Raw genomic sequence first — 12821 nt, forward strand, 5'->3', positions numbered from 1 at the left:
CATCCGCGGTGCGCAGGATCAGGCGACCTGCCCTGCGGACACCGGCACGAGCCCGCCGCTCACTCCTTCGACAGGCCGGGCACGGCTTCGGCGTGCAGCGCAGGTCCCTCGTCCCGATCGGGCGCCGCTCCCGATGCGTCGCGACCTCCGGGCTGACGGGACGAGCCGGCGCCCTGACGCGGCAGCCGCACCCTCCAGATCAGCGCCGTGGCGAGAAAAGCCGTGCCGATGAACACCTGGAATGCGAGGTCGTAGCGACCCGTGCGGTCGAAGACCTCGCCGATGAACCGGATCGACGCGATCGAGAACGGCATGACGACGAAGTTCATCGTCCCCATGACCGCGCCGAACGAGGTCGAGCCGAAGCAGTCGGCGGTCAGCGTCATCCACAGCGGATAGGTGCCGCCGATCGCCAGACCGATCACGCAGCAGGCCACCATCAGCGGCACGAAGCCCGGCGCACTGAGCAGCACGAGCAGGAATGCCAGGTTGCAGGCGGCCACGGCGGTGAACAGCCAGCGCTTGTCGATGCGATCAGCGAGCATGCCGATCGCCAGCTTGCCGAAGATCGCGGAGAACGTCAGGCAGGAGACCAGCAGGGCGGCGCGCTGCGCGCCGAATCCGGCATCGACTCCATAGGGAATCATCGACGCCAGCAGCGCCTGGTCGGCGGCGAGCAGGATGCCGGTGCCCCAGGCGATCAGCCAGAAGTTGGCGTTGCGCAGCAGCGCCCCGGTCGACCAGCTGCGCTCGGGAGGCGGCGCCTGCGCCGGCGATGCCGCGGCGGCGGCGCCATCGGGCTCGAGCCCCAGATCGGACGGCCGGTCGCGCACCAGCAGGCCGACACAGAGCGTGACGACGACGAGCACGATCAGACCGAGCGCGCCGAGCGCGCCGCGCCAGCCGAGCTGCGCCATCAGCAGCGCCGTCAGCGGCGGCACCACGAAACCGCCGGCCGAGGTCGCGATCGCCAGCACGCCCATCGCGCGACCACGGTGCGCACGGAACCAGCGCGCGGTGAGCGTGTTCGACGCCAGTGCGCCGCAGGCCACCGTGCCCAGCGACACCGGGCCGAGCACGGCCAGCCCCATGATCAGCGGCGACTGCGCCAATGCGATCAGGGTGAAGCCGATCGCGAACAGCACGGCGCCGCCGATCATCACGCTGCGCGCCGGCAGGCGATCCAGCAGCCGGCCGACGATCGGCGCCCAGACCGCGAAGCCGACCAGCAGGAAGATGAAACCGCCGTTGGCATCGGCCCGGGACAGGCCGAACTCCTCGGACAGCGGCGTGACGAACAGGCCGAAGGAGTAGGTCGTTCCGCCGATCGCCAGCAGCGTGCAGACGAAACCGGCGGCGACGATCCACCAGCCGCGATACAGACCCGGGCCGACGCGCGCGCCCGCGCTCACAGCTTGAGCGCCTGCTTCATCCAGTCCGGCATGTTGTGCAGATAGCACTTCTCTTCGCTGCGGCGCGCGATGCGCCAACCGTCCGCGGTGCGGCGATAGTCGTCGACGTACCAGAGACCGAGGAACATCGTCTCGGCATCGCCTCCCTGCGGATCGGGAACGACCATCGGATTGAAGCAGGCGATCCGCCCCGTTGCGGCATCACCGTCGATGCGGAAGTCGAAGTTGCCGACGAGGTGCATGTACGACGGAAACGATCCCAGGGCTTGCGGCAGCCAGGCCTTGACCGCCGGGTAGTCGCCCTCGATGCCGCCCATCGCGCGATAGTCGATGTGCGCATCGGGCAGGAACACCGCGTCGAGCGCATCGAAGTCGCGGCGGTCGATCGCATTGGCGTAGCGGATGACGAGATCCTCGAGCTCGATCCGGTCCGCGAGCCGCTGCAACGCGGCGGCGTTCATTTCTCCAGCACCATGTCCGACTTGCCCCAGTAGGCCTTCATCGAGGCGAACTTGCCGGCCTCGTTGAAGGTCATCACGTCGATCACCTGGATATGCGCCTTGCCTTCGGGCATGTTCAGACGCACGTTGAAGGCCATCGCTGCGGCATTGCCATGCGAAGCCCGGATCGGTGCCGCCAGTTCGAGGCGTGCGCCGGTCGCGACGGCCATCTTGTAGAAATCCGCGATCGCCGCCTTGCCGCTCTTCAGCGGACTGCCGACCGGGTCCTCCACCGTCGCGTCGTCGGCGAAGAGATCGGCGATGCCGGCGGCATCGCTGCGGTTGAAGGCGTCGACATAGGCCTGCATCGCGGCCTTCATGGTGGCTTCGTCGGTCATCGGCGGGCTCGGAGCTTCGTGGATGTGCCCGCATGATCACGGCCCGCCGCGCAGGCAGACTCCCCCATCCGGATGAGAGACCGGCGCGACGCTGTGTCCGGCGACCGGCGCGGACGACGCCGGGGCGAATTTCCCATCGCCGCTGGCTTGACGGCAGCAGCGTCCGCAGCATATTGATACGGATGCGGCGCGCGCATCCGGACACCCACGTCCGACACGAATCGCGCCGCCGCCGGCGAGGAGCCCGGCGCATGAGGAGAGTCCACATGGCCGCACGCGCCAGAGCGTCCACCGTTTCTTATCTGCAAGCCCGGCGTTCGGGCGGGAGCACCGCTATGAGCGCCGCCGAAGCCGAAGGCACTCCCCTGTTCGACCTGCAGCAGATCGACAGCCTGCTCGGCGCGATCTACGAAGGTCCCACCGAATCGCCGCCCTGGCAGTCCGCCATGCAACTGCTGCGCACGCAACTGCGTGCCGCGCACGTCACGCTGATGCTGCGTCCGCCGTCGCAGGACAGTGCCGGCGTCATGATCAACACCGGTCCGGTCACGGCGCAGGGCGTCGAGTCCTACGAGACGCACTTCTTCTCGCTGGACCCCTTCGTGCGGCTGCCGGAAGGCGAGGTCGTGACCGCGGAGGAGCTCATCGGCCGTCAATGGCTGCAGAGCGCGGTCTATCAGGAGTACCTGAAGCCGCTCGACATCCGCCACCTGCTCGGTGCCGACATCTACACCCGTGACGGCATCGAATGCCGGCTGCGCGTCACGCGCTCGCACAACGCCGGCCCGTTCTCGGACGAAGACAAGGCGCTGTGCCGCTTCCTGCTGCCCCATCTCAAGCGTTCGATCCAGCTGCACGCGCGCCTCGACTTCCTCGAATGCGAGCGCAGCCTGTTCGCCGGCACGGTCAACCGCATGCTGCTGGGCATGCTCAGCTTCGCCCAGGACGGCTCGCTGATCGAGACCAACCAGGAGGCGCGTCGCATCCTCGCGGAGAAGGACGGCATCTGGCTGACGGGCAGCACCCTGTGCGTGGACTCCAGCCAGGAGAGCCGCGAACTGCAGCGCATGATCCGCAGCGCGCTGGCAGACTCCGGCGCCCTGCCCGCCGAAGAAGGCACGGACAACGAAGGCGCCGGCGTCGTCGAGGCCATGTCGATCACGCGCCCGTCCGGTCGTGCCAAGCTCGGCGTGCTGGTCCGCGCCGTGCCGATGGGTCAGTGGTCCGAGAGCCGGCAACGTCCGGCCGTCGTCGTGTTCCTGCGCGACCCGGAATCCAACGCCGCGCAACCGTCGCAGGAACTCGTGCGCCGCCTGTTCGGGCTGACGCGCATGGAAGCACAGCTCGCGCTGCTGCTCGCCGAGGGCTTCACCCTCGACGAAGCCGCCGAGAAGATGAACGTGCGCCGCAACACCGCGCGCACGCACCTGCGCTCGATCTTCTGCAAGACCGGGGTCACGCGCCAGACGATGCTGGTGCGGCTGCTGCTGAACAGCGTGTTGACCCTGGGCTAGCTGTAGTACCGGCCAAACAAAAAGCCCGGCAATGGCAGCCGGGCTTTTTGTTGATGCTCTGGACTCAATTCCGCTTCATCGAATCGAAGAACGCGGAGTTGGTCTTGGTCTGCTTCATGCGGTCGATGAGCAGTTCGACGGCCGCGATCTCGTCCATGTCGTGCAGCAGCTTGCGCAGGATCCAGACCTTGTTGAGGTCACCCGGATCCATCATCAGCTCTTCCTTGCGCGTGCCCGAGCGGTTGATGTTGATCGCCGGGAACACGCGCTTCTCGGCGATGCGGCGCTCGAGGTGCAGCTCCATGTTGCCGGTGCCCTTGAACTCTTCGTAGATGACCTCGTCCATCTTCGAGCCGGTCTCGACCAGCGCGGTGGCGATGATCGTCAGCGAGCCGCCTTCCTCGATGTTGCGCGCCGCACCGAAGAAGCGCTTGGGCTTCTGCAGGGCGTTGGCGTCGACACCACCGGTCAGCACCTTGCCCGACGACGGCGCCACGGTGTTGTAGGCGCGCGCCAGACGCGTGATCGAATCGAGCATGATGACGACGTCGCGCTTGTGCTCGACCAGTCGCTTGGCCTTCTCGATCACCATCTCGGCGACCTGCACGTGGCGCGTCGCCGGCTCGTCGAAGGTCGAGGCCACGACCTCGCCGCGCACGGTGCGCTGCATGTCGGTGACTTCTTCCGGACGCTCGTCGATCAGCAGCACGATCAGGTAGACGTCGGGATAGTTGTTGGCGATCGACTGCGCGATGTTCTGCATCATGATCGTCTTGCCGGCCTTCGGCGGCGAGACGATCAGGCCGCGCTGGCCTTTGCCGAACGGCGCGACGAGGTCGATGATGCGCGCGGTGATGTCTTCGGTCGTGCCGTTGCCGCGCTCCATCTTGAGCTGCTCGTCGGCGAACAGCGGCGTCAGGTTCTCGAAGCTGACCTTGCGCTTGGAGACTTCCGGCGCCTCGTAGTTGATCGTGTCGACCTTGAGCAGCGCGAAGTAACGCTCATTGTCCTTCGGCGAGCGCACGCGGCCGGCCACCGTGTCGCCGGTGCGCAGCGCGAAGCGGCGGATCTGGCTCGGCGAGATGTAGACGTCGTCAGGGCCTGCAAGATACGAACTGTCGGGGCCACGGAGGAAGCCGTAGCCGTCGGACATGATCTCCAGCACGCCCTCGGTGTAGATGTGGTCGCCGCGCTTGGCGCTGGCGCGCAGCAGCGAGACGATCAGGTCGTGCTTCTTGGCGCGGGCGATGTTCTCCAGCCCCTGCTCCTCGGCCATGCGCAGCAGCTCGGCTGCCGTGCGGCGCTTGAGGTCGGGAACGCGGATGATCTTCGGCGGCTCGGCCGGGGCCTGCGGCCGGGTGATGACGACGGTTTCGCCGTTCTCGTTGACCACCGTTTCCTGGATGACGGCGGTGCCACCGAGCGCCTCGGCCTCGGCCATCTCCTCTTCGAGGGCCAGATCGTCCGGAAACCCGCCGGCCGGCATGGCGTTGCCGTTGTTGCCGCCGCCACCGCCGTTGCGGTTCTTCCCCGGATGAAAGCGCCGACGGTGTTTCATGGACTTGTTTCTCGGGGGCTGCTTTGGGGGCTCAGACGACATTGAGATGAGGCGTCACGAATGCAGCGAGTTGGGCCTTGGCGACCGCGCCAACCTGGGTGGCGGCCGGTGCGCCGTCCTTGAACAGAATCAGCGTCGGAATGCCGCGGATGCCGAGCGCTGCCGGCGTCTGCGGGTTCTCGTCGACGTTGAGCTTGACGATCTTGAGCTTGCCGGCCTGCTCGGCCGCGACCTGATCGAGGATCGGCGCGATCATGCGGCACGGCCCACACCACTCGGCCCAGAAATCCACCAGCACGGGCTGCGCATGGCTGGCTTGCTTGACGTCCTGCTCGAAGCTGGCGTCGGTGACGGCAGTAATGTGTTCGCTCATGGAAATACCTCGGAAAAAGACGGATGGGCAGCGGGAATCAAGCCGCCCGTCCACCATCGTGGCCGACGGATCGCGCCTCAAGCCGCGCAAAACAAACGTCAGAACGTTATGATTTTTCGGTCGGGGAGCTACAGCGGGGCCGAATCAGTAGCGATTCTGGGCGGCGGTGCTGGAAAGTCGCCGCGCAGCCGGTAGAGCCCCTATTTGAGCCGATCCGCCCGTTCCTTGCAAGAGTCCGCCCCGTCCCGTTCGTCAAATGCAACCTAGCCATCTGTCCGATACCCGTTTCGCCGACCTCGACCTGCACCCGACGCTGCTGGCCGGGCTCGACCGCCTCGGCTTCACGCACTGCACGCCGATCCAGGCGGCCGCGCTGCCGCGCGCCCTCGCCGGCCACGATCTGGCGGGCCAGGCACAGACCGGGACCGGCAAGTCGGCCGCGTTCCTGCTGGCCACGATGCAGCGCCTGCTCACGGTCCCCCGCAAGCCGGAGGACGATGCGAAACAGCCGCGGGCCTTCATGCTCGCGCCGACCCGCGAACTGGCGGTGCAGATCCACAAGGACGCGATGGCGATCGGCGCCGACACCGGCCTGCGCATGACCGTCTGCTACGGCGGCGCCGGCTACGAGACGCAGCGCGCCAGCATCGAGGCCGGCGTCGACATCCTGATCGGTACGCCCGGGCGGCTGATCGACTACTACAAGCAGCATACGTACACGCTCAAGCAGATCGAGGTGCTGGTGCTCGATGAGGCCGACCGCATGTTCGACCTCGGCTTCATCGCCGACATCCGTTACCTGATCCGCAAGATGCCGCCGCCGGCGCAGCGCAAGAACTACCTGTTCTCGGCGACGCTGTCGCACCGCGTGCTCGAACTCGCCTACGAGCACATGAACGATCCGCAGAAGATCGAGATCGAGCCCGAACAGGTGACTGCCGACCGCGTGCGCCAGGCGATGGTCCACGTCGCCAACGACGAGAAGATGCCGCTGCTCGTCGGGCTGCTGCGCCAGCACCAGTCCGAGCGCAGCCTGGTGTTCATCAACACCAAGCGCGAGGCCGAGGACGTCGAACGTGGCCTGCGCGCCAACGGCTTCGAGGCCAGCGTGCTGTCCGGCGACGTCTCGCAGGGCACGCGCCTGCGGCTGCTGGAGGACTTCAAGGCCGGCAAGCTGCCGGTGCTGGTCGCCACCGACGTGGCCGCCCGCGGCCTGCACATCCCGGGCGTGGACCTCGTGATCAACTACGACCTGCCGCAGGACCCTGAGGACTACGTGCATCGCATCGGCCGCACCGCCCGCGCCGGCGCCTCCGGCGATGCGATCTCGCTGTGCTGCGAAACCTGGGTCTACTCGCTGCCGGATATCGAGAAGTACATCGGCATGCGCATCCCGTCACTCGAGGGCGGGCACGATCTCATCGTCGAGGACTACATCGCCCCCCCGCGCGAACCGCGCCGGCACCGCGGTGGCGGACCGGGCGGACGTCGTGGCGGTGCGCGCCGCGGCGGTGGCGGCGGTGGCCGTCCCCGCGGCCGGCGCTAAGGCCCAGGCTCCTAGCCGGCTGCGCTCAGCGCGGGCGTCAGTTCCGCCAGCGTCCGCACCGATGTGAAGGCGTCGAGCGGCCGTTCCGGCAGCAGGCTGTCGGGCTGCCGGATGCCGACGACCTGACCGATCCCGAAGGCCTGCGCCGCCGACAGCACCGGCATGCTGTCGTCGACGAACAGCGTGCGCGCCGGATCGAAGGGATGCGCGGCCTGCGCCGCCGCCCAGAAGCGCAGGTCCTCTTTCGGATACCCGAAGTCGTGCGAGCAGATCACCTGCTCGAAGTAGCGGCCGAATCCGGTGTACTCGAGCTTCAGGCGCCAGCTGTCGGCGTGGGCGTTGGTCGCCAGCCACAGCCGGCGGCCGGACGCACGCACCGCCTTGAGAAAGTCCTCCGCACCGTCGATCGGGCCGATGCGCTCGCGCACCTCGCGCTTGAGACCGGCCATGTCCAGCCCCGTGAGCTCGCTCCAGTAGTCGGTGCAGTACCACGGCAGCGTGTGCTGCACCGCCTCGAACTTGGGCTGCAGCACCTCGCGCGCGTGCTTGAGCGTCAGGCCGTTCTTCTCGGCGTAGCGCTGCGGTACCAGTTCGCGCCAGAAGTAGTTGTCGAAGGACAGGTCGAGAATGGTGCCGTCCATGTCGAGCAGCACCCATTCCACCGCGTCCCAGTTCACGATGGTCTGCATGGCGCGCGTATCATAAGGGCTCTTCCGAATCCGACCCGATCCCGTGAGCCTTGCCATCTCGGCGTCGCTGCTCGACGCCATCATCCAGCTGTCCCGTGACGCGGGCGAACGCATCCTCGACATCTACGGCAGCGACATCGCCGTCACCCACAAGGACGACGACTCGCCGCTGACGCAGGCCGACCTCGCCTCGCACAAGACCATCGCTGCCGGTCTCGCAAAGCTCACGCCGGACGTTCCGATACTGTCCGAGGAGGGCGCCAGCACGCCGTATGCGACGCGCAGCGGCTGGTCGCAGTACTGGCTGGTCGATCCGCTCGACGGCACCAAGGAGTTCATCAAGCGCAACGGCGAGTTCACCGTGAACATCGCGCTGATCGAGAACCACGAGCCGGTGCTCGGCGTCGTCTGGGCGCCGGCCAAAGCGGTCGGCTACGCCGGCGCCCGCGGACTCGGGGCGCTGCGCATCGAAGGCGGGAACCGCGCACCGATGCAGGTGCGTGCCGCAGCCACGCCGCCGGTGTTCGTCGTCAGCCGCTCGCACAAGGACGCGGCGCTGGAAGCCCTGCTGGCGAAGCTGCCCGAGCACGATGCGGTGAGCACCGGCAGCTCGCTGAAATTCTGTCTCGTCGCGGACGGCAGCGCCGATCTGTATCCGCGCACCGGTCCGACCTCGGAATGGGACACCGCCGCGGGGCACTGCGTCGTCGAATGCGCCGGTGGCGAAGTGCTGCGCCTGCCCGACCTCATGCCGCTGCGCTACAACGAAAAGGATTCCCTGCTCAATCCGGGCTTCGTCGTGATCGGCGATCGCAAGGCCGGCTGGCGCGAGCGCCTGCTCGCAGCGGCGTGAGCGGCGAAGCGGCGCGGCTGCGCGCCGCTTTCGACATGCTTGGCATCGCGCCCAAGCAGATTCGCGCCCGCGGCCTGAAGCGCCATCGCGAGGCTCGGCGACTGGTTCCCGTCGGGCTCGGCACCGACGGTCGCGACAAGTTTCTGCTGAAGGATGCCGCGCAGGCCTGGCTGGCGATGCGCGAGGCGGCGCGCGAGGACGGCATCGAGCTGCTGCTGGTGTCGGCCTTTCGCAGCATCGAGTTCCAGACGGCCCTGATCCGCGCCAAGCTCGACCGCGGTCTGGCGCTCGACGAAGTGCTGCGGGTCAACGCCCCGCCCGGCTACAGCGAGCACCACAGCGGCCGCGCGCTCGATCTCGGTGTCGCCGGCCGTGCGGCGCTGGACGAAGCCTTCGAACACACTGCGGCGTTCGCCTGGCTGCGGGCGCACGCACACCGCTTCGGCTTCTCGCTGTCGTATCCGCGCGACAACGCCCAGGGCTATCTCCACGAGCCCTGGCACTGGTGCTTCAGGCGCTGACCTCGGCGAGGCTTTTGGCCTGCGGGTGTGCCGGGGCCGGCACGGTCTTGTCGTCGCGCACGAGCTGGCAGGTCTGCATGCCGGCGGCGCGCGCGGCGTCCAGTTCCTCGCCCACGTCCGACAGGAACAGCACCTGCGCACCGGGCAGCGCAATCTCGTCGAGGATGCGACGGTACGACGCCGCCTCGCGCTTGCCGCCGATGCGGGTATCGAAGTAGCCCGAGAACAGCGGCGTGAGATCGCCGTAGTCGGTATGGCCGAAGATCAGTTTCTGCGCCTCGACCGAGCCGGACGAATAGACGTACAAGGCCTTGCCGGCGGCATGCCAGCCCCGCAGCGCTTCCGGCGTGTCGGCGTAGACGTGGCCCTTGAGTTCGCCGGCCTCGTAGCCGGTCTTCCAGATCATGCCCTGCAGCGCCTTGAGCGGCGTGAGCTTGCGGTCTTCGGCGATCCAGCGTTCGAGCACGTCCGCGGCCTCGTCGAGCGACAGGTCGCCCTTTTCGACCTCCTCGACATCGGCGAGCAGCGCCTGCACCCGATCGTCGCCGGCGTTCTCGCGCAGGAAAGCGCGCATCCGTGTCCTGGCGAACGGAAACAGGGTCTGGTGGACGAAGTCGATCGAGGACGTGGTTCCCTCGATATCCGTGACGATGGCTTTGATCATTGGTTCTCCCGAGCCGTCCTTGGCGCAGCGCCCTGCCCGGCCGTCCCGGGCCGGGCGTTCGCCGGCCCGCGAGGCAGTGCCTCGCAAGCGCCCCGGCTCACCCCTAGATATCCGTGACGATGGCTTTGATCACGCTGCGGACTCGAACTTCGGAAACCGGTCCGCAATCTTGTCGCCGGTGAAGTTGCCGACCCAGCCGTCCTTGATGCGGAAGAAGCGGATCGCCTTGAAATCCGGCCTCGGACCCATGTCGAACCAGTGCGTGGTATTCGCGGGCAGGTTGATCAGATCGCCCTTCGTGCAGACGGTGAGAAACACCTTGCCGTTGCTGCGGATGTAGAACGCGCCCGAGCCGTCGACGAAGAAGCGCGTCTCGAAATCCGCATGCGTGTGCTCGGCGAGAAACTTGCCCCGCGCCGTGGCCGCATCGGGATGTGCCGGATGCATGGCGACGACGTCCACGGATTCGAAGCCGTACTTGCGGTTGAGCACGTCGATCGACTCGCGATACGCCGCCATCACCTCGTCCGGTGTCGCCGTCGGCGACAGCGGCTGGCTCGCTTCCCAGCGCTCGAACTCGACGCCGATGGTGGCCAGCTGATCGCGGATGTCCGCGAAGGCCGTATAGGTCGCCAGCGGAGTGCCGGCGTCCTGTTCCGAATACACGGTCAGGGTCGTCATGGTCCTACTCCTTCAGTTTTTGCGCCTGCAGTTCGCACTCGAACATGAACTCCAGCGCCTCGACGCGCCAGCGCGCCTGATCGACATCCGCACCCCAGGCATACAGACCGTGTCCGGCAATCAGGTAGGCCGGCGTCTGCGGCCGTTCGCGCAGGTGGGCGTCCACCGTCGCCGCCAGTCGCGCGATGTCCTGGTCGTTGGCGAACACCGGCACTTCGACCGCGGCCTCGTGCGTCGAGATCCCGGGCAGCAGCTTCAGCAGTTCGTAGCCGGCCAGGCGGATGCCCTCGTAGCGGCGCGACAGCACCGTGTTCGCGATCGAATGCGTGTGCAGCACGGCGCCGATCGCCGGATCGTAGCGGTAGAGCTGGCAGTGCAGAAGGGTCTCGTACGAGGCCCTGCGATCCGCCTGCAGCGGCCGGCCGTCGAGGTCGGCAACGAGAAAGTGCTCGTCCTCCAGCTCGCCCTTGTGGCAGCCCGAGGCGGTGATCAGCATCGTCGCGGCATCGCGGCGCGCCGAGAAATTGCCGCCGGTCGCCGGCACCCAGCCGCGCTGGTGGAACAGGCGGCCGGCCGCGATCAGGCGTTGCGCGCGCGCTGCATCGTCGCTGTTCATCGCTGCCTCCATGGGGCGCGCACTGTAGGTCAATCCTTCCCCCCGCTCAATCAGCTCAGGAACGCGGCCGCGAGACCCAGGAAGATCAGGAAGCCCATGCTGTCGGTGGTTGCCGTCAGCACGATGCTCGACCCCATCGCCGGGTCCCGCCCCAGCCGCTGCAGCAGCACCGGCGCGAGGACGCCGACCGTGGCCGCCAGCACCATGTTCAGCGTCAGTGCCGCCGCGATCACGGCCGCAAGCGTGACGCTGTCATACAGCAGCCATGTGACAACGCCCAGCACCAGCCCCCAGACCACCCCGTTCAGCAGGTTGATGCCGATTTCGCGCTGCAGGATCTTGCGCAGCTGCAACGGGCCGAGCTGGCCCAGCGCCAGGCCGCGGATCACCAGCGCCACCGCCTGGTTGCCGGTGTTGCCGCCGATGCTGGCGACGATCGGCATCAGCGCCGCCAGCGCCACCAGCGCGGCGATGACCTCCTCGAAGGCGCCGATCACCCGTGACGCGATGAACGCCGTGACGAGGTTCAGCACGAGCCAGGGCCAGCGCCGGCGCGCGCTGGCGGCCAGCGGGGCGAACAGATCCTCGTCCGCCTCGGACAGACCGACCTGGCGCAGCGACTCGGCCTGGGCGCGCTCCTTGATCTCGTCGACGACGACGTCGACCGTGAGCCGGCCCACGACCTGCCGGTGGAGGTTCACGACCGGGCACGAGATGAGGTCGTACTTCTCGAACGCCGTGATCGCGTCGCGCACGCCATCGTCGGTGTAGAAGTAGGTCGGCTGCGGGTTCATCACCTCGGCGACGCGGCGGTCGGGCTCGTCGAGCAGCAGGCGCTGCAGGTCGAGCACCCCGCGCAGCCCGTTGCTGCGGTCGACCACGATCAGCTCGTTGGTATGGACCGGCAGCGCCGTCTTGCGCCGCAGCAGTCGCTGGACCGCCTCGAGCGTGGTGTCCTCGCGTACGGCGATGAAGTCGAGATCCATGATCGCGCCGACGCTGCCGTCGGGAAACGACAGCACCGAGCGCACCTCCGCCTGGTCGGTGCGGTCGAGGCGCTCGACGACCGCATGCCGCAGCTCCTCCGGCAGACTGCTGACCAGGTCGGCGATGTCGTCCGAGTCCAGCGTATGGACGACCGCCGAGATGTCCTCGGGCGCCATGCCCAGCACCAGCGCCCGGCGCACGGTGTCCGACGCCTCGAGCAGCACCGCGCCCCGCTGGTCCGAGCGCACCAGCGCCCAGGCGGCCGCGCGCGGCTCCGGGGCGAGGCTTTCGAGCACGAAGGCGATGTCCGCCGGATGGAACTGCGCCAGCCGCTGCGACAGCGCCGCCTGGTGCTGGCGCTCGACGAGCTGCGCGACCACGTCATGCCGACGGTTCTCGCTGCGCGACACCAGCTCGCGTTCCAGCGCCTGGCGCGACAGCAGGTCGATCACCTGGGCGCGGGCCTGCTCGAGGTGACGGTGGTGCGCGCGAACGTCGGCATCCTGGCTCATGGGCGGCTATCGTACGCCGTCGCCCCGCGACAAACGGCGACGGGCCGGCAGGAGGAC

General features: G+C 67.9%; 14 protein-coding genes. 4 read left to right on the forward strand and 10 right to left on the reverse strand.

What is annotated here, in order from left to right; all coding sequences use genetic code 11:
- Window positions 1-59: 59 nt before the first annotated feature.
- From C8D93_RS06305 to C8D93_RS06315, 3 genes are read right to left on the reverse strand one after another with little or no spacing between them, the layout of a single operon-like run.
- Window positions 60-1412 carry an MFS transporter gene (locus tag C8D93_RS06305; protein ID WP_170123924.1) on the reverse strand — a complete coding sequence of 451 codons (1353 nt, stop codon included), beginning with the start codon at window positions 1410-1412 and terminating at the stop codon, window positions 60-62.
- Window positions 1409-1873 carry a nuclear transport factor 2 family protein gene (locus C8D93_RS06310; protein ID WP_110264302.1) on the reverse strand — a complete coding sequence of 155 codons (465 nt, stop codon included), beginning with the start codon at window positions 1871-1873 and terminating at the stop codon, window positions 1409-1411. The genes C8D93_RS06305 and C8D93_RS06310 overlap by 4 nt, the downstream gene beginning before the upstream one ends.
- Entirely contained in the window at window positions 1870-2250 is a 381-nt protein-coding gene (locus C8D93_RS06315) for a nuclear transport factor 2 family protein (protein ID WP_110264303.1), read from the reverse strand. The genes C8D93_RS06310 and C8D93_RS06315 overlap by 4 nt, the downstream gene beginning before the upstream one ends.
- A 335-nt stretch (window positions 2251-2585) precedes the next feature.
- Between C8D93_RS06315 and C8D93_RS06320 the strand changes: the two genes are divergently transcribed.
- On the forward strand, window positions 2586-3764 hold the full coding sequence (locus C8D93_RS06320) for a helix-turn-helix transcriptional regulator (RefSeq protein WP_110264304.1): 1179 nt from the start codon (window positions 2586-2588) through the stop codon (window positions 3762-3764).
- A 64-nt stretch (window positions 3765-3828) separates the two neighbouring features.
- On the opposite strand, the gene rho is transcribed toward C8D93_RS06320, so the two are convergent.
- Window positions 3829-5040 carry a transcription termination factor Rho gene (rho, locus tag C8D93_RS06325; protein ID WP_245903836.1) on the reverse strand — a complete coding sequence of 404 codons (1212 nt, stop codon included), beginning with the start codon at window positions 5038-5040 and terminating at the stop codon, window positions 3829-3831.
- A 313-nt stretch (window positions 5041-5353) separates the two neighbouring features.
- On the reverse strand, window positions 5354-5695 hold the full coding sequence (gene trxA, locus C8D93_RS06330; protein WP_110264305.1) for a thioredoxin: 342 nt from the start codon (window positions 5693-5695) through the stop codon (window positions 5354-5356).
- Between the two features lie 256 nt (window positions 5696-5951).
- Between trxA and C8D93_RS06335 the strand changes: the two genes are divergently transcribed.
- Window positions 5952-7241, forward strand: a complete 1290-nt coding sequence (locus C8D93_RS06335) for a DEAD/DEAH box helicase (RefSeq protein ID WP_110264306.1) — start codon at window positions 5952-5954, stop codon at window positions 7239-7241.
- An 11-nt stretch (window positions 7242-7252) separates the two neighbouring features.
- On the opposite strand, the gene yrfG is transcribed toward C8D93_RS06335, so the two are convergent.
- Window positions 7253-7930 carry a GMP/IMP nucleotidase gene (gene yrfG, locus C8D93_RS06340; protein WP_110264307.1) on the reverse strand — a complete coding sequence of 226 codons (678 nt, stop codon included), beginning with the start codon at window positions 7928-7930 and terminating at the stop codon, window positions 7253-7255.
- Between the two features lie 43 nt (window positions 7931-7973).
- On the opposite strand from yrfG, the gene cysQ reads away from it, so the two are divergent.
- Together cysQ and C8D93_RS06350 are read left to right on the forward strand one after the other, a co-directional pair.
- Window positions 7974-8783: a 3'(2'),5'-bisphosphate nucleotidase CysQ gene (gene cysQ / locus C8D93_RS06345; RefSeq protein ID WP_110264308.1), complete on the forward strand. Its 810-nt coding sequence runs from the start codon at window positions 7974-7976 to the stop codon at window positions 8781-8783.
- The gene (locus C8D93_RS06350) at window positions 8780-9304 is read left to right on the forward strand and encodes a M15 family metallopeptidase (RefSeq protein WP_245903831.1); all 525 of its coding nucleotides are present in this window, start codon (window positions 8780-8782) and stop codon (window positions 9302-9304) included. The genes cysQ and C8D93_RS06350 overlap by 4 nt, the downstream gene beginning before the upstream one ends.
- Here the strand turns inward: C8D93_RS06350 and mtnC are convergent.
- From mtnC to mgtE, 4 genes are all read right to left on the reverse strand, one after another.
- The gene (gene mtnC / locus C8D93_RS06355; RefSeq protein ID WP_110264309.1) at window positions 9294-9968 is read right to left on the reverse strand and encodes an acireductone synthase; all 675 of its coding nucleotides are present in this window, start codon (window positions 9966-9968) and stop codon (window positions 9294-9296) included. The two genes, C8D93_RS06350 and mtnC, sit on opposite strands and share 11 nt — an antisense overlap.
- A 129-nt stretch (window positions 9969-10097) precedes the next feature.
- The gene (locus C8D93_RS06360; protein WP_110264310.1) at window positions 10098-10649 is read right to left on the reverse strand and encodes a 1,2-dihydroxy-3-keto-5-methylthiopentene dioxygenase; all 552 of its coding nucleotides are present in this window, start codon (window positions 10647-10649) and stop codon (window positions 10098-10100) included.
- Window positions 10650-10653: 4 nt separating this feature from the next.
- Window positions 10654-11265, reverse strand: a complete 612-nt coding sequence (locus C8D93_RS06365) for a methylthioribulose 1-phosphate dehydratase (RefSeq protein ID WP_110264375.1) — start codon at window positions 11263-11265, stop codon at window positions 10654-10656.
- Window positions 11266-11315: 50 nt separating this feature from the next.
- A complete protein-coding gene (mgtE, locus tag C8D93_RS06370; RefSeq protein ID WP_110264311.1) occupies window positions 11316-12764 on the reverse strand; it encodes a magnesium transporter in 1449 nt (482 codons plus the stop codon).
- Between the last annotated feature and the right edge of the window lie 57 nt (window positions 12765-12821).

The organism is Sinimarinibacterium flocculans (assembly GCF_003201205.1).
Classification (GTDB): domain Bacteria; phylum Pseudomonadota; class Gammaproteobacteria; order Nevskiales; family Nevskiaceae; genus Solimonas; species Solimonas flocculans.

Excerpts from the sequence above, each read along its gene's own strand:
- mtnC (WP_110264309.1), bottom strand. The coding sequence starts at position 9,968 with ATGATCAAAGCCATCGTCACGGATATCGAGGGAACCACGTCCTCGATC.
- C8D93_RS06360 (WP_110264310.1), bottom strand. The coding sequence starts at position 10,649 with ATGACGACCCTGACCGTGTATTCGGAACAGGACGCCGGCACTCCGCTG.
- C8D93_RS06320 (WP_110264304.1), top strand. The coding sequence starts at position 2,586 with ATGAGCGCCGCCGAAGCCGAAGGCACTCCCCTGTTCGACCTGCAGCAG.
- C8D93_RS06335 (WP_110264306.1), top strand. The coding sequence starts at position 5,952 with ATGCAACCTAGCCATCTGTCCGATACCCGTTTCGCCGACCTCGACCTG.
- trxA (WP_110264305.1), bottom strand. The coding sequence starts at position 5,695 with ATGAGCGAACACATTACTGCCGTCACCGACGCCAGCTTCGAGCAGGAC.
- rho (WP_245903836.1), bottom strand. The coding sequence starts at position 5,040 with ATGGCCGAGGAGCAGGGGCTGGAGAACATCGCCCGCGCCAAGAAGCAC.
- yrfG (WP_110264307.1), bottom strand. The coding sequence starts at position 7,930 with ATGCAGACCATCGTGAACTGGGACGCGGTGGAATGGGTGCTGCTCGAC.
- C8D93_RS06365 (WP_110264375.1), bottom strand. The coding sequence starts at position 11,265 with ATGAACAGCGACGATGCAGCGCGCGCGCAACGCCTGATCGCGGCCGGC.
- mgtE (WP_110264311.1), bottom strand. The coding sequence starts at position 12,764 with ATGAGCCAGGATGCCGACGTTCGCGCGCACCACCGTCACCTCGAGCAG.
- C8D93_RS06315 (WP_110264303.1), bottom strand. The coding sequence starts at position 2,250 with ATGACCGACGAAGCCACCATGAAGGCCGCGATGCAGGCCTATGTCGAC.
- C8D93_RS06310 (WP_110264302.1), bottom strand. The coding sequence starts at position 1,873 with ATGAACGCCGCCGCGTTGCAGCGGCTCGCGGACCGGATCGAGCTCGAG.